The organism is Parahoeflea alexandrii, assembly GCF_027214025.1.
Taxonomy (GTDB): domain Bacteria; phylum Pseudomonadota; class Alphaproteobacteria; order Rhizobiales; family Rhizobiaceae; genus Hoeflea; species Hoeflea alexandrii_A.
On sequence record NZ_JAPWHB010000003.1, the window covers coordinates 25512 to 44595 of the forward strand.

General features: G+C 60.9%; 18 protein-coding genes. 6 read left to right on the forward strand and 12 right to left on the reverse strand.

The window, feature by feature from the left end; genetic code table 11:
* Positions 1-13: 13 nt before the first annotated feature.
* From O4H62_RS10565 to O4H62_RS10575, 3 genes are read right to left on the reverse strand one after another with little or no spacing between them, the layout of a single operon-like run.
* Entirely contained in the window at positions 14-1159 is a 1146-nt protein-coding gene (locus O4H62_RS10565) for an extracellular solute-binding protein (RefSeq protein ID WP_269387645.1), read from the reverse strand.
* Between the two features lie 35 nt (positions 1160-1194).
* Positions 1195-1980 carry an ABC transporter permease gene (locus O4H62_RS10570; protein WP_269387647.1) on the reverse strand — a complete coding sequence of 262 codons (786 nt, stop codon included), beginning with the start codon at positions 1978-1980 and terminating at the stop codon, positions 1195-1197.
* The gene (locus O4H62_RS10575) at positions 1980-2846 is read right to left on the reverse strand and encodes an ABC transporter permease (RefSeq protein WP_269387649.1); all 867 of its coding nucleotides are present in this window, start codon (positions 2844-2846) and stop codon (positions 1980-1982) included. Before O4H62_RS10575 ends, O4H62_RS10570 begins: the two co-directional genes overlap by 1 nt.
* A 108-nt stretch (positions 2847-2954) precedes the next feature.
* On the opposite strand from O4H62_RS10575, the gene O4H62_RS10580 reads away from it, so the two are divergent.
* On the forward strand, positions 2955-3914 hold the full coding sequence (locus tag O4H62_RS10580; protein WP_269387650.1) for a LysR family transcriptional regulator: 960 nt from the start codon (positions 2955-2957) through the stop codon (positions 3912-3914).
* An 82-nt stretch (positions 3915-3996) separates the two neighbouring features.
* On the opposite strand, the gene O4H62_RS10585 is transcribed toward O4H62_RS10580, so the two are convergent.
* From O4H62_RS10585 to glpD, 9 genes are all read right to left on the reverse strand, one after another.
* Entirely contained in the window at positions 3997-4773 is a 777-nt protein-coding gene (locus O4H62_RS10585; RefSeq protein ID WP_269387652.1) for a carbohydrate ABC transporter permease, read from the reverse strand.
* A gap of 41 nt (positions 4774-4814) precedes the next feature.
* Positions 4815-5654, reverse strand: a complete 840-nt coding sequence (locus tag O4H62_RS10590; protein WP_269388543.1) for a carbohydrate ABC transporter permease — start codon at positions 5652-5654, stop codon at positions 4815-4817.
* 203 nt (positions 5655-5857) lie between these two features.
* Positions 5858-7576 carry an ABC transporter substrate-binding protein gene (locus tag O4H62_RS10595; RefSeq protein WP_269387653.1) on the reverse strand — a complete coding sequence of 573 codons (1719 nt, stop codon included), beginning with the start codon at positions 7574-7576 and terminating at the stop codon, positions 5858-5860.
* Between the two features lie 70 nt (positions 7577-7646).
* The gene (locus O4H62_RS10600) at positions 7647-7928 is read right to left on the reverse strand and encodes a DUF2160 domain-containing protein (RefSeq protein ID WP_269387654.1); all 282 of its coding nucleotides are present in this window, start codon (positions 7926-7928) and stop codon (positions 7647-7649) included.
* Positions 7929-7939: 11 nt separating this feature from the next.
* A complete protein-coding gene (locus tag O4H62_RS10605) occupies positions 7940-8845 on the reverse strand; it encodes a carbohydrate ABC transporter permease (protein ID WP_269387655.1) in 906 nt (301 codons plus the stop codon).
* Positions 8845-9732 carry a carbohydrate ABC transporter permease gene (locus O4H62_RS10610; RefSeq protein ID WP_269387657.1) on the reverse strand — a complete coding sequence of 296 codons (888 nt, stop codon included), beginning with the start codon at positions 9730-9732 and terminating at the stop codon, positions 8845-8847. Before O4H62_RS10610 ends, O4H62_RS10605 begins: the two co-directional genes overlap by 1 nt.
* 2 nt (positions 9733-9734) lie before the next feature.
* Positions 9735-10808: an ABC transporter ATP-binding protein gene (locus O4H62_RS10615; protein ID WP_269387659.1), complete on the reverse strand. Its 1074-nt coding sequence runs from the start codon at positions 10806-10808 to the stop codon at positions 9735-9737.
* A 9-nt stretch (positions 10809-10817) separates the two neighbouring features.
* Positions 10818-11900 carry an ABC transporter ATP-binding protein gene (locus O4H62_RS10620; protein ID WP_269387661.1) on the reverse strand — a complete coding sequence of 361 codons (1083 nt, stop codon included), beginning with the start codon at positions 11898-11900 and terminating at the stop codon, positions 10818-10820.
* A 9-nt stretch (positions 11901-11909) separates the two neighbouring features.
* Positions 11910-13427 carry a glycerol-3-phosphate dehydrogenase gene (gene glpD / locus O4H62_RS10625; RefSeq protein WP_269387663.1) on the reverse strand — a complete coding sequence of 506 codons (1518 nt, stop codon included), beginning with the start codon at positions 13425-13427 and terminating at the stop codon, positions 11910-11912.
* Positions 13428-14200: 773 nt separating this feature from the next.
* Between glpD and O4H62_RS10630 the strand changes: the two genes are divergently transcribed.
* The 5 genes from O4H62_RS10630 (at position 14201) to O4H62_RS10650 (ending at position 19066) form a co-directional block, all read left to right on the forward strand.
* Positions 14201-15022 carry a helix-turn-helix transcriptional regulator gene (locus O4H62_RS10630; RefSeq protein ID WP_269387664.1) on the forward strand — a complete coding sequence of 274 codons (822 nt, stop codon included), beginning with the start codon at positions 14201-14203 and terminating at the stop codon, positions 15020-15022.
* A gap of 96 nt (positions 15023-15118) precedes the next feature.
* On the forward strand, positions 15119-16225 hold the full coding sequence (locus tag O4H62_RS10635; RefSeq protein ID WP_269387666.1) for an ABC transporter ATP-binding protein: 1107 nt from the start codon (positions 15119-15121) through the stop codon (positions 16223-16225).
* On the forward strand, positions 16222-17160 hold the full coding sequence (locus O4H62_RS10640; protein ID WP_269387667.1) for an ABC transporter permease: 939 nt from the start codon (positions 16222-16224) through the stop codon (positions 17158-17160). Before O4H62_RS10635 ends, O4H62_RS10640 begins: the two co-directional genes overlap by 4 nt.
* 13 nt (positions 17161-17173) lie before the next feature.
* Positions 17174-18007, forward strand: a complete 834-nt coding sequence (locus tag O4H62_RS10645; RefSeq protein WP_430538428.1) for an ABC transporter permease — start codon at positions 17174-17176, stop codon at positions 18005-18007.
* Between the two features lie 27 nt (positions 18008-18034).
* Entirely contained in the window at positions 18035-19066 is a 1032-nt protein-coding gene (locus O4H62_RS10650; RefSeq protein WP_269387668.1) for an extracellular solute-binding protein, read from the forward strand.
* Positions 19067-19084 lie beyond the last annotated feature (18 nt).

Genomic DNA, 19084 nt, shown 5'->3' on the forward strand with positions numbered 1-19084 from the left:
ACCGGGGGTTGGCTTAGTAGCCGCGCTGGACGCGGCCGAATTCCTTCGACCAGTCCGCCTCGTTGCCGTTCCAGTAGGCCGGATTGGCAAAGGTCAGGCCGGCAAGCGTGCCGGTCGGATCGAAGGCGGGAAGTTTCGGAATCTTGGTGCCAAGATCGACCTTGGTCGGATCGAGCGCCGGCGGATAGCTCTGGCCTTCGGCCACGGCAATCGAGGTATCCTTGTCGAGCATGAAGTTGAGCAGTTCCTCGCAGGCCGCCATCGGGCTGCCTCTCAACACGAACAGGCATTCCTGCCAGCCGAACCCGTTCGGCGGATCGTAGTAGCCGATGTCGTGGCCCTGTTCCTGCAGCGCGTAGATGCGGCCAGACCAGCCCTCGGTGACGTGGATTTCCTCCTCGGCCAGGAGGCTCATCAGCTCCGCGCCGGACGCCCAGTATTTCAGCGCCAGGTCGCGGTGCTTGCGCACGGCGTCCCACGCGGCTTCGGTGTCCGTGATGTTGTTGGGATCCTGTCCGGTCTGCAACGCCGCGTACCACATGCGGGTGCGCCAGTCGCTCCAGCCGCCGATCTTGCCCTTGTATTTCTCGTCGATGAGGATCTTTGCGCCCTTTTCCTTCATCTCCTCGTCGGAGATGAACTTGCGGTTATAGGCAAGACCCGTGGTGCCGTAATCGTAGGGCGCGGCACTGAGGCTGTCGGGCGTAATCGTCTTGAAGGCGTTCATCAGCGCCGGCATGACATTGGCCATGTTCGGAATGTTGGCGACGTTGAGTTCGCTGGTCAGGTCGAAGCTGGCGTAGCGGGCATAATCGAACACGCCTGACAAATGGGCGATGTTGTATTCGCCGGGCTGGCTTGCGCGCACCAGCGCGAGATACTCGTCGCCGCCCGGGAAGGTGCCGTCGATGACCTTGATGCCAGTCTTTTCGGTGTAGGGATCGAAGGCATATTTGCGGAAGGCTTCCGACACGACGCCGCCCCAACCGTCAAAGCGGACCTGGCTGACATCGGCCGCGGCAAAGGCCTGCCGGGCAAACGGCATCTGCAGGCCATAGGCAGCGCCGGCGGCGCCAAGCAGGCCAAAGAAATTGCGGCGGCTGATATCGCCGTTCTGGAACCGCTCGCGCAGTCGTTCATAGCGTCTTGTGTCGTCCATCTTGTTCTCCATCTGGTTCAGGTTCACTTGGCGGTTTACCCACCGCTTCTTGTTGCAAGGCTTCGGGCGATCGCCGCGCCAATCAGCGGCAGCCCGACCGTCAGCACGATCATGACCGTGCCAAGAGCGTTGATCTCGGGAGAGATCGAATTGCGCAGCATCGAGAAGATCTGCGTCGGCACGGTCTCGATCCCGCCCGGCTTCCAGAACAGCGTCCCGGTGATGTCGTCGAAGCTGATGGTGAAGGCGAACAGGCCGCCCGCCGCGACCGCCGGCATCAGCAGCGGCAGCGTGATCGCGAAAAAGGTCTGCATCGGCGAGGCGCCGAGGCTGAGCGCCGCCTCCTCGACATCGCGCTTGATGCTGACCAGCCGGGCCTGCACCACCAGGATGACGAAGGGCAGCGTGAAAATGACATGGCCGGCGAGCAGCAGCGTGAAGCTCTTGCCGATATCGAGGAAATTGAGAAACAGGAGCAGCGCCACCGCCAACACCACTTCCGGCACCAGGATCGGCGCGATCAGCAGCGTGGTGATCAGGTTGCGGCCCGGAATCTTGTATCGCACCAGAGCCAGACTGGCCAATACTCCGAGTACGGTCGAAATCACCGCCGTCATCAGGCCGAGAACGATCGAGGTCCGGAAGGCGCGCATGATCGCGCCGTTGTTCCACAACACCTCGAACCAGCGGGTCGACAGGCCGGTCATCGGGAAACTGCCGAACTGGTTGGCGTTGAACGACAACAGCACCACCACCGCGATCGGCAGGAACATGAACAGGTAGACCAGGATCGTGTAGGTGCGGATCAGACGCCAACCCATCAGCCAAGCCCCTTCGCCAGTTGCGCCATGCCGAGATAGCGGTTGTAGATCAGCACCAGGACGCCGAGGACTGCGAGCAGCAGCAGCGAAAGGGCTGAGCCGAGCGGCCAGTTGAGCTGGCGGATGATGGCCTCGTAGACAAGGTTGGCAAACATCGCGTCGCGCGGCCCGCCGAGGATGACCGGGGTGATGTAGGTGCCCGCGGCGAGGACGAAGCAGAGCAGCCCGCCGGCGGCGAGGCCCGGCAGCGACAGCGGCAGCGTGACCTGCAGGAAGCCCTGCCAGCGCGTCGCTCCCAGCGAGGATGCCGCGTCTTCGAGATTGGTGTCGATGCCGTCGAGGCTCACGAAAACATTGAGAACCATGAAGGGCAGCAGGAAATGGGTGAGGCCGAGGATCACGGTGGTCTCGTTGTAGAGCATCTGGATCGGCTCGTTGATGAGACCGAGCCAGATCAGCGCCGAATTGAGCGCCCCGGAGACGCCGAGAATGTTGATCCAGCTCATCGTGCGAATGATGTAGCTGATCCAGAACGGCAGCATCAGAAGCACGAGAAGCACCATCTTGTTGCCCCTGGACCGGGCGATAAAATAGGCCGCCGGATAACCAAGAAGCGCACAGGCGACGGTGGTTATGGCGGCAATCTTGAGGGTGTTGAGCAGGATGTCGCGATAGAAGGGATCGGTCAGCGTTTCCTGCCAGTTGTCGAGAAAGAAGCCAGGCGTGTCGGCGCCGGCCGCGCTCTTGAGCCAGAACGAATAGACGACGATGAACACCAGCGGCACGATCAGCAGCAGGCCAATCGCCGTCAGTGCCGGCGTCAGCAATATCCAAGGCTGTCGCGCCTCGCGTTGCTCGATGCTCATGTTCCCAACGCTCCCCGGCGTCTTTTTGTTGGGATCATGATGTTGGCTTAATTTACATTGATCAAATAGATAATTGATATTCCGAGCATTGATGATATCAATAATGAAATGACCAGCCTCACTCCACCCGAACGATTGGCCCGTGATCTTGACTGGAATCTGCTGCGCACATTCCTCGTGCTTGCCGATTCCCGCTCGGTCACGGAAGCAGCGGAACGCCTGAGTTTGAAGCAGCCGACCGTCTCAAGCGCGCTCAAGCGGCTCGAGGACCGGCTCGGCAAACGGCTTATCAACCGCAAGCCCGGGCGGTTCGAGCTCACCGCCGCCGGCCGGCTTCTTTATGACGAGGCAATCGATATCCACGGCGCCATCCTTCGGCTTGGCACGGCGATCAGGGATGTCGAAGACGAGGTCAGCGGCCATGTCCGCATCGTCATGGCGAGCCACGTCATCAGCCCCCTGTTCGACCAGACGCTGAACAAGTTCCACAAGGATCACCCGCGTGCCACCCTGTCGATCGAGGCGATGGCAAGCCGCAGCGCCTTGACGGCGGTTGCCGCGCGGCGCGCCTCGCTGGCCATTTGCCTGGTCATGGACCGAAGCCCGCAACTGGAGTACCGGCGCCTGTTCCGCGAGTATTTCGGCCTGTTCTGCGGGCCTACCCATCCGCTCTACGGCCGCGAAGGCGTGACCATTGCCGATCTCGCCGGCCATTCATCGGTCAGCTTCGTCACCGACCAGATGGATGACGCGCTCAGGCCGGTGGCGCAGATGCGGGCCGAGGCGCAGCTCGATGCCCGCATTGTCGGTACGTCGCCGAATCTCGAGGAGGTGCGGCGGATGATCATGGCCGGTCTCGGCATCGGCCCGTTGCCGCTGCACGTGGTGCGCGAGGACGTGGAGCGCGGGCGGCTCTGGCGGCTGCCGCCCTATGAGGCCCCCCCGGCCATCGATGTGCATGTGGTCTGGAACCCGCATGCCAAGCACAACCGCGCGGAAGCTGCCATGCTGACCGGCCTGACCGATCTGATCGCCCGCACCCCGATGGAAGAGCGCATCTACAATTAAGCTGTGTGTTCCGGTGTGACACTTACCCGGGAGTGCCCGGAGACCGGATCGGCTCCTGCGAACCGGCACTCCCAAATGGGATTCAGGTCCTGACGATGAAGCCCCTGGCGATATGGTTCCTGACGAAATAGATGACGGCAAGTCCGGGGATCAGTGACACAAGCGTCATTGCCATGACCAGGCCGATATCGGTTCTAAACCCGTAGAGCGAACTGATGGCCATCGTGATCGGCTTGCCGGCAGTGACTGTCAGGATGCGCGCGAAGACAACCTCGACCCACGAGAACATGAAGCAGAAGAAGGCGGCGACACCGACGCCGGGCGCAATCAGCGGCAGCAGTTGCCTGAGGAAGAAGCGCGGCAGGGAATAGCCATCGAGGAACGCGGTTTCATCGAGTTCCCGTGGAACCGCGGAAATGAAGCTTTCCAGGATCCAGATGGCGATGGGGATGTTGAAGACACAATGCACCAGCGCGATCCCGACGGGCGAATTCACCAGGCCGACCTTGGCAAACAGGATGAAGACCGGAAGCGTCAGCACGACCGGCGGGGTGATCCTGAACGCAATCAGCAGCAGGAAGAGATGCCTGTCTCCGACAAACCGGTAGCGCGCTATGGCATAGGCCGCGGGAACCGCGACGAGGATCGTTATGACCACATTCAAGGTGACATAGATCACCGAGTTGACGATCGAGCCCGACAGCAACGGCGACGCGACGATGTTCTGGAAGTTGATGGTGCTGAACTGCCCCTGGACGATGCCGTCTCGCGGCAGCGTGGAGGTGAAGCTCAGGATGAGCATCTGCAGGAACGGCAGCAGGATGAAGCCGGCGATGGCCGCCAGGAACAAGGCTGCCATCCAGGCTCTAAATCGGCTGGCTCGTGACGTGGCGCGCACCATCAGCGATCACCCTGCTGTGTCTCGTTCTGCCTGGCGTTCATGACGGTCTTGAATGCCCAGGCAATCGACAGGATGATTACGAAATAGATGATCGAGCGTGCCGCCGCAGGCCCGTAGTTGAAGGCGGCGATTTCCTCGCCCAGATCGAGCGACAGGAACGTGGTCTTGTGATCCGGACCGCCGGCGTTGACGCGAAATGCCTCGGTGTAGATCATGAAGCTGTCCATGAACCGGAGCAGCAGCGCCATCATCAGCACGCCGCTCATCTTCGGCAGTTCCAGAAAGCGGAAGACCTGCAGGCGCGACGCCCCGTCGATCGCCGCGGCCTGATAATAGGCCGGGGAAATGGTGGAAAGGCTGGAATAGCACAGGATGACCACCAGTCCGATCCAGTGCCAGGTGTCCATCACGACGAGCAGAATCCATGTGTGAATGGCGTTGAACTTGTAGCCGAGCTCAAGGCCGAGCAGCGCCAGCGCGCGGCCGCCGAAGCCTGCGTCACTGCCGATGAAGCTGACCCACATCGAGGGCACGGTGTTCCAGGGCACCATCAGGGGAAGCGCCAGGATCATCAGCATGGCCGTCCTGAACTGGCCCTGCCGCGGCAGCAGCAGGGCGATGTAGATGCCAAGCGGAATCTGGATCGACAGTACGATCATCGAGAACAGCAGGCTGCGCCCCAGGCTGTGCAGAAACCGTTCTGAGGAGAGGATGTCGCGATACCATTCCGTGCCAACCCAGAAGCGGCTTTCGAGCGTGAAGATATCGAAGAACGAATAGTTGAAGATCGTCACCAGCGGCAGCACGCCGACAAAGGCGAGCACGCACAGTGCCGGCATCACCAGCCACCAGGCCGCATTGGATCTTGTTCTGGACTGTGTGGAACTGGTCAAATCACGAAACCGGTCATGTCATGTCTGCGGCACTGTAGAACTTGCGATCGATAGCGGGCAATTGTCGGCCAGCCCCGAAAAACAGGGGCCAGAACGGTGTGTTCCGGCCCCCTTTATGTTCAGCCAGATGCAGGCAGGTTCCCGAGAGCTTATTGCCAGCTCTTGATCAGCTCGTCATAGGAGACGGTCTTGGGCTCTTCGTCCTCGTTTTCGAGCTTCGGATAGGGCGCACCCGGCTGTTCCAGCCAGTAGGAAGCTTCCCGTGGCTCGTTCATCTTCGGGCCGATGTCGCCCTGGACGCCTGCACGCTCAAGACGCTCCATGACCTTTTCCTGCGCTTCGCAGAGGCTGTCGAGGGCTTCCTGAGCGGTCTTGGCGCCGGACATGGCGTCACCGATGTTCTGCCACCACAGCTGAGCCAGCTTCGGATAGTCAGGAACGTTGGTGCCGGTAGGGGACCACTGAACGCGCGCCGGCGAACGGTAGAACTCGATCAGGCCGCCGAGCTTGTCGGCGCGCTCGGTGAAGTGATCCGAGTTGATCGTCGATTCACGGATGAAGGTGAGACCGACATCGGACTTCTTCAGGTCAACCGTCTTGGAGGTGACGAACTGGGCGTAGAGCCATGCGGCCTTGGCCCGGTCGACGGGGGTCGACTTCATCAGCGTCCAGGAACCGGCGTCCTGATAGCCAACCTTCTGGCCTTCCTTCCAGTAAACGCCGTGCGGAGAAGGCGCCATGCGCCACTTCGGCGTGCCATCCTCGTTCATGACCGGAAGACCCGGCTCGACGGTCGCCGCGGTAAAGGCGGTGTACCAGAACATCTGCTGGGCGACATTGCCCTGGGCGGGGATCGGGCCGGCTTCACCGAAGGTCATGCCTGCGGCTTCCGGCGGGGAGTACTTCTTCAGCCAGTCGATTGCCTTCTCGACGGCATAGACGGCTGCCGGCGCGTTGGTGGCGCCGCCGCGGGTTACGCAGGAACCCACGGGCTGCGAGTTTTCGTTCACCCGAATGCCCCATTCGTCGACCGGAAGGCCGTTGGGCTCGCCAACGTCGCCCATGCCGGCCATCGACATCCACGCATCGGTGTAGCGCCAGCCGAGCGAGGGGTCCTTCTTGCCGTAGTCCATGTTGCCATAGACCGCACCGGTGACGCCCAGGTGCGACAGATCGCGGCCGGTGAAGAACTCGGCGATGTCTTCGTAAGCCGACCAGTTCACCGGAACGCCCAGGTCGTAGCCGTACTTGGCCTTGAAGTCGGCCTTGTTCTTCTCGTCGTTGAACCAGTCATAGCGGAACCAGTAAAGGTTCGCGAACTGCTGGGTCGGCAGCTGGTAGAGCTTGCCGTCGGGACCGGTGGTGAAGGACGTTCCGATAAAATCGGCGACATCGAGCGTCGGGCTGGTGACGTCGGCGCCTTCGCCGGCCATCCAGTCGGTCAGGTTGCGGACCTGCTGGTAGCGCCAGTGGGTGCCGATCAGGTCGGAGTCATTGACGTAGCCGTCATAGATGTTCTCGCCCGACTGCATCTGGGTCTGCAGCTTTTCAACCACATCGCCTTCGCCGATCAGGTCATGGGTGACCTTGATGCCGGTGATCGCGGTGAATGCCGGGGCAAGCACCTTGGATTCATATTCATGCGTGGCGATGGTTTCCGACACCACCTTGATCTCCATGCCCGCGAACGGCTTGGCGGCATTGATGAAGAACTCCATCTCGGCCTTCTGATCGGCTTCCGAAAGAACCGAAAGTCCGCCGATTTCCTCCGCCAGGAATTTTTCCGCGGCAGCCATGTCGGCATGGGCGGAGCCCGTGGCCAACATGATCGCGGCGCATGCCGTCGTGTTCAGTAGCAGATTTCGCATATTATCCTCCCTTTAAAGACTATGCGCGTCCAAGAGATGCAGAAGATCCACATCTCCATTTCGATCGGAATCAGACTGTTCGAAACACGCCAACGGCGTAGACCAGAGAGATTCCAAGTGCCCACCACAGATTGGGTCCGACCAGACCCAGCCATGCGAGATGGATGAAGGCGCTGCCAAGCAGCGATATGAAAAGGCGGTCGCCGCGGGTTGTCTCGAACCGCAGGATTCCGACCCGCGGGTTGCCGCCCGGCGAGAAATACTCCCAGACGCCCATGGCGATCAGCAGCCCGGCGAGACACACCCAGAAGAGGCTTGTGGGCAGGGTCCAGGCCATCCATGACAGGTCCATGATCTTCCTCCCTATACCCGGCCCAGGGCAAAGCCCTTGGCGATGTAGTTGCGAACGAAATAGATCACCAGCGCGCCGGGAATGATGGTCAGCACGCCGGCGGCGGCGAGCACGCCCCAGTCGACGCCGGAGGCGCCCACTGTGCGGGTCATGATCGCCGAGATCGGCTTGGCGTCCGTGGTGGTCAGCGTGCGCGCGATCAGCAGTTCCACCCACGAGAACATGAAGCAGAAGAAGGCGGCGACGCCGATGCCCGATGCGATCAGCGGCATGAAGATCCTGACGAAGAACTTCGGGAACGAATAGCCGTCGATATAGGCGGTCTCGTCGATCTCCTTGGGCACGCCGGACATGAAGCCCTCAAGGATCCACACCGCCAGCGGCACATTGAACAGGCAGTGGGCCAGCGCCACGGCGATGTGCGTGTCGATCAGGCCGAAGGCGGAATAGAGCTGGAAGAACGGCAGCACGAACACCGCGGCCGGCGCCATGCGGTTGGACAGCAGCCAGAAGAACATGTGCTTGTCGCCCAAGAACCGGTAGCGCGAGAAGGCGTAGGCCGCAGGCAAGGCCGCGCAGATCGAAATCACCGTGTTCATGCCGACATAGATCAGCGAGTTGATGTAGCCCGAATACCAGGACTCGTCGGTGAAGATCACGGTGTAATTGTGCAGGGTCGGCTCGGCCGGGAACAGCGTGAATGTCGACAGGATTTCCTGGTTGGTCTTGAAGCTCATGTTGATGAGCCAGTAGATCGGCAGCATCAGGAAGAAGATGTAGAGGCCGGGCACCAGCCAGCGGGTGACGCTCTTCCTGGCAAAACGATTGCTGGCCCGCACATTGCTCGTGTCGATGACGTTTCCGCGCTGGTTCATCCGAGCCTCGCTTGCGTCCATGGGGTTTGGCTGACCGCTCATTAGTCTTCCACCCTCGCATCGGGTTTATCGACACCGACATTGCTCATGACCGTGAAGAAAACGTAGCAAACGGTGAGAACGATGAGCTGGTAGACCAGCGACATGGCCGCCGCCGGGCCAAGGTCGAACTGCCCGATTGCCTGCTTCACAAGGTCGATCGACATGAAGGTGGTGGAGTTGCCCGGTCCGCCGCCGGTCAGAACGAACGGTTCGGTGTAGATCATGAAGGAATCCATGAACCGGAGCAGGAAGGCGATGATCAGGACACCGCGGATCTTCGGCAGCTGGATATAGCGGAAGACCGACCATTTCGACGCGCCGTCGATTTTCGCGGCCTGGTAATAGGCTTCCGGAATCGAAACCAGGCCGGCATAGCACAACAGCACAACAAGGCTGGTCCAGTGCCAGACGTCCATCAGGATGATGGTCAGCCAGGCATGCAGCACGTTGCTGGCATAGTTGTATTCAAACCCGAGCTGTTCGATCGTGTGCCCGAGCAGGCCGATATCGGCACGGCCGAAGATCTGCCAGATGGTGCCGACCACGTTCCACGGGATCAGCAGCGGCAGGGCCATCAGCACCAGACAGACGGGAACCCAGATGCCCTTCTTCGGCATGGTCAGGGCGATGGCGATTCCAAGCGGGATCTCGATCGACAGAATGATGAACGAAAACAGCAGGTTTCGCGCGAGCGCGTCCCAAAACCGGTCCGACCTCAACACATCCTGGAACCACTCGGTCCCCGCCCAGAAGAACTGGTTGTTGCCGAACGTGTCCTGGAACGAATAGTTGATCACCGTCATGATCGGGATGACTGCGCTGAGCGCCACCAGGACGAAAACCGGAATGACGAAGAACCAGGCCTTGTTGTTGTAGGGCTTGTCCATCCTCAGCCTCCCGCTCTGACCAGGTGGGAATTCTCGTAAACATTGATCCGCGCCGTTTCGAAACTCAGCGTCGGATCGGCGGGGACGTTCTCGTGTTCCTTGAGCAGGGCATTGATGGCGTGCCCCTGAAGATTGGCCCTGACGATCTTGAAGCGGCCGATGTTTTCAACGGCATCGATCTGAACCGGAAGGCCGCTGCCGTCCGATGACAGCGAGACGAATTCCGGCCGAATGCCCAGTTCGCTCTTGCTCGCCGAGGTCTTGTAGCCGGCCGGAAGATCAATCCGGAGATCGCCCACTTTTGCGGTTTTTCCGTCGATCTCGCAGGGAATGACATTCATGCCCGGGGAGCCGATGAAGTAGCCGACGAAGGTGTGGGCAGGCTCGTTGAACAGCTCTTCGGGCGTTCCGATCTGCACCACTTCGCCTTCATACATCACCACCACCTTGTCGGCGAAAGTCAGCGCCTCGGTCTGGTCATGGGTGACATAGATCATGGTGTGGCCGAGTTGGCGGTGCAGGTCCTTCAGCTTGGTCCGCAACTGCCACTTCATGTGCGGGTCGATGACCGTCAGTGGCTCGTCAAACAGGATTGCGTTGACGTCGTAGCGCACCAGACCGCGTCCAAGCGAGATCTTCTGCTTCTCGTCGGCGGTCAGCCCGCGCGCCTTTCGGTCCGCCTTGTCGGAGAGATCGAGGACGTCGATCATGTCGCTGACGCGCCTGGCGATTTCATCCCGCGGCACACGGCGGTTGATGAGCGGGAAGGCCAGGTTTTCGCGCACCGTCATGGTGTCGTAGATCACCGGGAACTGGAAAACCTGCGCGATGTTGCGCTGCTCGGGCTGCAAGTGGGTCACATCCTGGCCGTCGAACCTGATATGCCCCTTGGAGGGGACCAGCAGGCCGGAAATGATGTTGAGCAACGTGGTCTTGCCACAGCCCGAAGGTCCCAGCAGCGCGTAGGCTCCGCCGTCTTCCCACTGATAGTCGATTTCCTTGAGCGCAAAATCCGCGTCCGTCTTCGGATTCGCGGAGTAGGAATGGGCCAGTTTGTCGAGTGTGATGCTTGCCATAACCGGGCCTCAATTCTGACGGTCAGAACCCGGTGCGGACACCAGGTTGTTGTCACGGTCGAAGACAAACAGCTGGTCCTGCTCGAGATAGGCGGGGATCTCATCCCCGATCCCGACCCGATGCACGCCGTGCATCAGGGCGACCATGTGAATGCCCTTGCTCTTCAGGTGGATGAAGCTCTCCGAGCCGGTTATCTCCGTGGTCGAAACAGTGCAGTCGAGCTTCATCGATTTACCATCGGGCTGATGCAACGACATGTGATGCGGCCTGATGCCGATCGTGTAGTCCCCGTCCTGGAGGCTCAAGACGGCGTCGGGAACATCGATGCGGTTGGCGTCAAAGACAAACTCCGAACCGGTTTTCCTGACAGGCAGGATGTTCATCGGCGGGTCCGAGAAGGTTTGTGCCGTAAGCAAGTCAGACGGCCGGTTGTAGACATCGATGGTCTGATCGAACTGAGTGACCCGCCCCTCGTGCAAGGTCGCGGTCTTGCCGCCCAGCAACAGGGCTTCCTGGGGTTCGGTTGTCGCGTAGACAAAGATCGCACCGGTCTCGGCAAAAATCCTGGGCAGCTCCACCCGCAACTCTTCGCGCAGCTTGTAGTCCAGGTTTGCCAGCGGCTCATCAAGCAGCACCAGTTCGGCATCCTTGACCAGGGCTCTCGCGAGGGCGGTGCGCTGCTGCTGCCCGCCGGAGAGGTTCAGCGGCGTCCGGTCGAGATAGGGGGAGAGCTTCATCAGGTCCGCAGCTTCGCGCACGCGGCGGTCGATCGTGGCCTTGTCCACTCCGGCTACCCGCATCGGGGAGGCGATGTTTTCATAGACCGTCATGGCCGGATAGTTGATGAACTGCTGGTAGACCATCGCCACGTTGCGCTTCTGAACCGGCATGCCCACGACATCGGCGCCGTTCATCAGGATCTGTCCTGACGTGGGACGGTCAAGCCCAGCCATCAGGCGCATCAGCGATGTCTTGCCGGACAAGGTCGGGCCGAGCAGAATGTTCACCGACCCTTTCTCAAGCGTCATCGACACATCATTGATGTGCAGGCTTCTGCCGACCTTCTTGCTGACGTTTTTCATTTCCAGCATCTAGAAATCCTACTCCGCTGCAATTTCTTGCAGTTGCTTGTGCTCGCGCATGAATGTGTCCAGACGGGCGGTCTGTTCCGGCGTAAAGCGTATGCCGAGCTTGCTTCTGCGCCACACCACATCGGCAGCTGTCCGGGCCCATTCGTTTTTCATCAGGTAGCGCACCTCAGCCTCGGTCAGCCCGTGACCGAAGTCTTCACCCAGGTCCTCGCTCGACCTGGCCTCACCGAACATCTCGAAGACCTTCAGCCCGAAGGAGCGCACCAGGCGCTCGCTTTGGGAGGTTTCCAGGAACGGATACTCGGCGCGCACTTTCGAAAGGAGAGCGGGGAACCCGGAGACACCGAACTCGCCGCCCGGAAGCACGCTTTTCCTTGTCCACGGCGCACCCTTGCCGCCGATTGCCGCCTCCACCTTTTCCAGCATCGATTCCGCCAGCCGGCGATAGGTGGTTATCTTGCCGCCAAAGACATTGATGACCTTCGGACCCGCGGCGCCATCAGTCCGTAGCACGTAGTCGCGGGTTGCTTCCTGGGCCTTGGAGGCGCCGTCGTCATAAAGCGGGCGCACGCCGGAATAGGTCCAGACGATATCGTCCCGGGTCACCGGCTCTTTGAAATAGTGGCTCGCGCCATCGCAGAGATAGGTGATTTCCTCGTCGGAAATCTTCACATTCGAGGGATCGCCATGAAAATCCTGATCCGTCGTGCCGATCAGCGTGAAATCCTGCTCATAGGGAATGGCGAAGAAGATGCGCTCATCCGAATTCTGGAAAAAATAGGCCTTCGGGTGCTCGAACTTCTTGCGAACGACAATGTGGCTGCCCTGAACCAGGCGGACATTGCGGGCTTCGTTGTCGCCGATCGATGTCCTGAGAATGTCATCGACCCATGGCCCGCCTGCATTGACGATCACCCGGGCGGAAACCCGGCGCCGGGCTCCCGTATCAGTGGACTGCAGATCGATTTCCCACAGCTCGCCGGCCTTCTTCGCCGAGACGACCTTTGTCCGCGTGGAAATCTCGGCGCCTTTTGCCCTGGCATCCATGGCATTGAGCACGACCAGCCGCGCGTCATTGACCCAGCAGTCGGAATATTCGAACGCCGTCGTGAACTCGTCTTTCAGCGGCCCACCGGCGGTGTCGCTTCTCAGATCCAGCACCCTGGTCGGGGGCAGGATCTTCCGCCCGCCCAGGTGGTCATAGAGAAACAGGCCAAGGCGCAGCAGCCATGCCGGCCTCATGCCCTTGTGATGCGGCAGCACAAACCGTAGCGGCCAGATGATGTGGGGCGCCATGTTGAGAAGGACTTCGCGTTCGATCAGGGCTTCGCGAACCAGGCGGAATTCGTAGTGCTCAAGATAGCGCAGCCCGCCATGAATCAGCTTGGTGGACCAGGACGAGGTCCCGGAACCCAAGTCGTTCATCTCGGCAAGGCAAACGGAATAGCCACGGCCTGCCGCATCGCGCGCTATGCCGCATCCATTTATGCCCCCGCCGATAACGAAGATATCGAAAACCTGAGACAAGAAATCCTCCCGGACCCGGCATCGCCTCCTCCAAAGCGAAACCGTTAACCAATGAAATCGAAGATCATCCGAATGTCAAACGAAATTCACCGAAGATGCCGGATCTCAGCTGCCGCTGTTCCGGATTCCGAAGGAAACCGGTCTGCTGAAGGCGCAATTGCGAGAGTTCGCCACTGCGCGCCGTACAGGTCATCCGAGCCCCGCCCCATGCGTTAAAGTTTTGTTAACCATAACGGCGCACACTTTGACTGGAACGGATGTAGCGATCACGCGGCCATTGGCCGATCCGCGACCGGCACGGCGCGGATGGATCGAGCTTGGGAGCACCGGCTGATGACTTTCTTGTTCTTGATGTTGTGCATCTTCGGCGGCATTGCCGCATGGCCCAATCGAAAGCATGGAAACAAGCCGAGCCAGTATGACTGGGATCGGGCCATCTGATTTCCCCCGGCGGCAGCGCCACCGGACGCCACCGGACGCGCCCACTTCGATAAAACGCACTTCCCCGAATGCGGCCCATGTCGGGGACATCCGTGATCATTGTCATTGACACCGGATTGAACCCGGCACGACATCACCGCCGTGATCGAGACTGGGCGTCTCGCGGCGGCTGCAGAATCTGCTGGCACCCAGGCCATTGATTTGACAACATACGGGACAGGAGGATTTGGCCGGAAGCGATCGTCGCCCGGTTTGGACAGAGCCGACAGGCGGAGCTTTCAACCGGGATGTCTGACCGCAGGCGAAAATTCTGACGATGGAAAACTGGCACGTTGAGCACCCTGCCCCCCAACGACAAGAACCAACCGCCAGCCGCGCATGCCGGCGTGGCAAGAGACAGCACGGCGCGGGTCATTTCCGCAATCAACACCGCCGACTTCTTTCCGGCAATCCTCGATTACATGCGGTCGGCGGTGCCGTTCAGCGGGGCCTTCATCACGCACCTGCACCCGAACCGGCCGCCGGACCACATCTATGACAATGTCAGGGCCGAGCGGCACCGCGATGTCGTCGACCAGTATCTGGACAGCGCCTATCTTCTCGATCCGGTGTACGACGTCTTCCTGTCGGGCCGGACCCTGGGCGCGATGCGGTTGCGCGACGTGGCGCCGGACCAGTTCATGCGCTCGACCTACTACCAGCGCTATTACCGGAACATCGCGCTCAGGGACGAGATGGCCATTCTGGTCCCCCAGGGCGAGGGTGCAGTCTTCTTCTCGCTTGGCCGGCTCGGGGACGAGCCTCGTTTCAGCATCCGGTCGGTGCAAGCATTTGAGGCCAGGATCGATGTCATAGCCGCCCTCACCGGCAAGCATTTCGAGCGCGGGCATACAACCCCGGTTCATGCGGGAGAGGCACCGGCCGATCGGACGCTGACCGCGGCGCTGGATGCCTTCGGCGAAGGAACCCTGACAGCCCGCGAACGCGAGGTGGCAACGCTCATTCTCAAAGGCCACTCGTCCGCGTCGATTTCGACGGTAGCCGGCATCGCCGTCGGCACCGTCAAGATCCACCGCAAGAACATCTACCGGAAGCTCGAGATTTCCTCGCAATCCGAACTGCTGTCGAATTTCCTGCGCTCGGTCCTGAGCTGATCGGCCTATCCCCTTCGGGGTATTTACCCGCGCACACCCGGCTCATAGCCTTCAGGCATGAATGGTGAGCCAGATCGGCGGGGGCAGATTTATCGGATGACCGGAACAGAAATCGCCAGAGACCGGAAGGCCGCGGTGTCGGCAAGGGCGCTGTCAAAGACCTTCGGACAGGGAGACTACGCGATTACCGCGCTCGACAGCGTCGAACTCGACATCCTCGAGAACGAGTTCTTCACGCTGCTCGGTCCGTCGGGATGCGGAAAGACAACCCTGCTGCGACTGATTGCAGGGTTCGAGCTGCCGACACAGGGGTCGATATCGCTGCAGGGTCAGGATATCACGGACAAGCCTCCGCACCGGCGTCCGATCAACACGGTTTTCCAGAACTACGCGCTGTTTCCGCACATGACGGTGGCCGAGAACATCGGTTTTGGCCTCAGGATGCTCGGCAAGCCGACCGCGGAGATCAAGCAGACGACCGAGCGCATGCTGGCGCTGGTCCAGCTCGAAGCCATGGCCGGCCGCCGGACGGACCAGCTTTCGGGCGGCCAGCAGCAGCGCGTGGCGCTGGCCCGGGCGCTGGCGCCGGCGCCCAAGGTGCTGCTGCTCGACGAGCCGTTGGCAGCACTCGATCTCAAGCTGCGCAAGAACATGCAGCTTGAGCTGAAAAGCCTGCAGGCCGAGACCGGAATCACCTTCGTGTTCGTCACCCACGACCAGGAAGAGGCGCTGACCATGTCGGACCGGATCGCCGTGATGAAATCCGGCAAGATCCTGCAGATCGGCACGCCGCGCGATATCTATGACCGGCCGACGCACCGGTTCGTGGCCGATTTCATCGGCGACATCAACATTCTCGAGGGAACCGTCGAACACACGGACGGCGACCTGGCGACGGTGCGGCTGAAAGACGGGAGCATGGTCTCGGCGCATCTCGGACCAGCCTCGGCACGGTCCGGGGATGTCAGCGTGGCGATCAGGCCCGAGAATGTCCGGCTGGCAAGCGCCGGAGAGACGCCGACGCTCACCGGCGTTCTAGAGAACATCGTCTATTTCGGCGCGGCGACAAACCTCCACCTTCGACTTGGAACCGGCGAGGAAATCGTGATCCGCAATCCGGGCGCGGTTGACGAAGGCCGGTACCAGCCCGGCGCCACGATCGGCGCCATCCTGCAGCCCGAGCTGATCCGGGTGCTGGAATGAGCGACCGGGAACCGCAATCGGCGCTTGCCGCCGCGATCGACCAGAACAAACGCAACGAGCGAGTCACCCGCGCGTGGCTGCTTGCACCGGCGCTGGCAATCATCCTGGCCATCAGCATCCTGCCGCTCGGGATCACCGTCGTCTATTCGTTCCTGACGCCGGGCACCTATGGCGGCGTGACCTGGGAATTCAGCACCGACAGCTATGTGCAGTTCCTGTTCCAGCGCGACATCTTCGATGACACGCTGGTCTTCAACTCCGCCTATGTGTCGATCTTCCTCAGGTCGATCGGGCTCGCCCTGGGCGCCACGCTGGGCGCGCTGATCCTCGGTTTTCCGACCGCCTATTTCATCGCGACGAAGCCGCGCGAGCAGCGCAACATCTGGCTGTTCCTGATCACGCTGCCGTTCTGGACCAACCTGCTGATCCGCACCTACGCGATGCTGCTGATCATCCGCGACGAAGGCATCATCAACATCATGCTGATGAAGGCCGGCATCATCTCCTCGCCGCTGACCATCCTTTACACCGACACCGCGGTGTTCATCGGCCTGATCTATTCCTTCCTGCCGTTCATGGTGCTGCCGATCTACGCAAGCCTCGAGAAGCTCGACTTCAGCCTGGTCGAAGCCGGCTACGATCTTTACGCAAACCGGCTGAAAGTGCTGTTCCACGTCATCGTGCCGCTGGCCAAGCCCGGTATTGTCGCCGGCTGCATCCTGGTCTTCATCCCCGGCCTTGGCGCCTACATCACGCCCGAACTGCTGGGTGGCGGCAAGAAGCTGATGATCGGCAACATGATCGCCATGCAGTTCGGCGCGTCGCGCAACTGGCCTTTCGGCTCGGCGGCCGCGCTGATCCTGATGGCGCTGGTGATTGTCGTGCTGCTGGTCAACGCGCTCGCCGCCAGAAGGGGAGCCTCGAACAATGGCTGAGCCCATGACAGCAATGCCGGCATCGCCCCAACCGCGCCAGCGCCGACGGCTGGTCCGGGATCTGAAAGCCATGCCCGGGTTCACCGCGACCGCCTGGCTGTGCATCGTCACGCTCTATCTGCCGATCCTGGTGCTGATCGCGTTCTCCTTCAACGAGAACCGGTCGGTGGTGCTGTGGACGGGGTTTTCACTCGACTGGTACGCCAAGGCGCTGGAGAATGACGGGATCCGCAATGCGGCCTGGGTGTCGGTCAAGGTGGCGCTGTTTGCCACCGTCATTTCGACGATCGCCGCTACCATGGCGGCACTGGCGACGACCCGGACGAAGCCGTTTATCGGGCAGGGGCTGGTCTACGGCATCATCAATCAGCCGCTGATGATCCCTGAAATCGTCACCGCGATCGCCACTCTCTCGCTGTTTGCGTTGGTCAAGAAACTCACTGGACTGAACGGCATCGGCTACCTGATGCTGGCGCATGCGGCCTTTTGCATTCCGTTTGCCTACATGCCTATCCGCGCCCGGCTCGAAACCATGACGCTGACGCTGGAACAGGCCGCGGCGGATCTCTACGCGCCACCGCTGAAGGTCTTCACCCTGGTGACCTTGCCGCTGCTGGGACCCGGCATCGTTGCCGGAGCGATGCTCGCCTTCGTCGTCTCGCTCGACGACGTGATCATCACGCTGATGATTGCCGGACCGGGGGAAACCACGCTTCCCATCTACATTCTCGGCGCCATCAGGCGCGGGATCACGCCCGAGATCAACGCCGTCTCGACCATCCTGGTCGCGGTCTCGGTGCTGCTGGTCATGCTGCTGTTCATCGTGCAGCGGCGCATGCAGCGATAGGACGGAAAAAGAAAGAGAGGAACAACCATGAAAACCGTATTGAGGCTTCTCGCCACCGCATCGGCCGTGGCATTCGCATCGTCGGCGGCAATGGCCGCGGGCGAACTGAACGTCTACAACTGGGGCAACTACACCTCGCCCGAAATGATCAAGAAGTTCGAGGAAAAGTTCGACGTCAAGGTCAACCTGGACGGATACGATTCCAACGAGGCAATGCTCGCCAAGGTCAAGGCCGGCGACACCGGCTACGATATCGTCGTGCCGGGCGATTACATGATCAAGGTGATGATCGGCGAAGGGCTGCTCGAGGAAGTCAAGCCGAACGAGATGGAGAACTTCAAGAACGTCGATCCGAACTGGGTCGATGTCTGGTGGGATCCGGGCCGCAATTACTCGATCCCCTACCAGTGGGGCACCACCTCGTTCACCGTCGACACGGCTGTCTATGACGGGGACGTCGATACGCTGGCGCTGCTGTTCGATCCGCCGGAAGTGCTCAAGGGCCGGATCAACATGCTCAACGACATGAACGACGTGATCAATGCCGGCCTGCGCTACCTCGGCTACGGGCGCTGCAACGGCAACCAGGATGAGTTGCGCGAAGTGCTGGCGCTGCTGTCCAAGGCCAAGCCGCACTGGCGGACGATGGATTACGCGGTGATCGAGAAACTGACGTCCAAGGACGTCGACATCAGCCAGAGCTGGAACGGCGCCGCGATGCGGGCCCGGGCGCAACGGCCGACACTGAAATACGCCTATCCGAAAGAGGGCTTCACCGGCTGGATGGACAATGTCGCCGTGCTCAAGGGCGCGCCCAATCTCGACAATGCCAAGCTGTTCATCAACTTCATGATGGACCCGGAAAATGCCGGCCTGACGTCGAACTTCGCGCGCTACGCCAACGGCATTCTGGGCAGCGACAAGTTCATGGAGCCGGAAATGCTCTCCGCGCCCGAGATCGTGATGCCTGCCAGTGCGCCGGCGCCCGATTTCGTCACCCCCTGCCCGCAGGAAGTCGTCGATCTTTACAACAAGATCTGGACCCAGCTGAAGCAGTAGGCCCGAACCCGGCGCGCG

Coding starts and splice junctions, on each gene's coding strand:
- O4H62_RS10565 (WP_269387645.1), bottom strand. CDS start 1,159: ATGGACGACACAAGACGCTATGAACGACTGCGCGAGCGGTTCCAGAAC.
- O4H62_RS10570 (WP_269387647.1), bottom strand. CDS start 1,980: ATGGGTTGGCGTCTGATCCGCACCTACACGATCCTGGTCTACCTGTTC.
- O4H62_RS10575 (WP_269387649.1), bottom strand. CDS start 2,846: ATGAGCATCGAGCAACGCGAGGCGCGACAGCCTTGGATATTGCTGACG.
- O4H62_RS10580 (WP_269387650.1), top strand. CDS start 2,955: ATGACCAGCCTCACTCCACCCGAACGATTGGCCCGTGATCTTGACTGG.
- O4H62_RS10585 (WP_269387652.1), bottom strand. CDS start 4,773: ATGGCAGCCTTGTTCCTGGCGGCCATCGCCGGCTTCATCCTGCTGCCG.
- O4H62_RS10590 (WP_269388543.1), bottom strand. CDS start 5,654: ATGCCGGCACTGTGCGTGCTCGCCTTTGTCGGCGTGCTGCCGCTGGTG.
- O4H62_RS10595 (WP_269387653.1), bottom strand. CDS start 7,576: ATGCGAAATCTGCTACTGAACACGACGGCATGCGCCGCGATCATGTTG.
- O4H62_RS10600 (WP_269387654.1), bottom strand. CDS start 7,928: ATGGACCTGTCATGGATGGCCTGGACCCTGCCCACAAGCCTCTTCTGG.
- O4H62_RS10605 (WP_269387655.1), bottom strand. CDS start 8,845: ATGAGCGGTCAGCCAAACCCCATGGACGCAAGCGAGGCTCGGATGAAC.
- O4H62_RS10610 (WP_269387657.1), bottom strand. CDS start 9,732: ATGGACAAGCCCTACAACAACAAGGCCTGGTTCTTCGTCATTCCGGTT.
- O4H62_RS10615 (WP_269387659.1), bottom strand. CDS start 10,808: ATGGCAAGCATCACACTCGACAAACTGGCCCATTCCTACTCCGCGAAT.
- O4H62_RS10620 (WP_269387661.1), bottom strand. CDS start 11,900: ATGCTGGAAATGAAAAACGTCAGCAAGAAGGTCGGCAGAAGCCTGCAC.
- O4H62_RS10635 (WP_269387666.1), top strand. CDS start 15,119: ATGACCGGAACAGAAATCGCCAGAGACCGGAAGGCCGCGGTGTCGGCA.
- O4H62_RS10640 (WP_269387667.1), top strand. CDS start 16,222: ATGAGCGACCGGGAACCGCAATCGGCGCTTGCCGCCGCGATCGACCAG.
- O4H62_RS10645 (WP_430538428.1), top strand. CDS start 17,174: ATGCCGGCATCGCCCCAACCGCGCCAGCGCCGACGGCTGGTCCGGGAT.
- O4H62_RS10650 (WP_269387668.1), top strand. CDS start 18,035: ATGAAAACCGTATTGAGGCTTCTCGCCACCGCATCGGCCGTGGCATTC.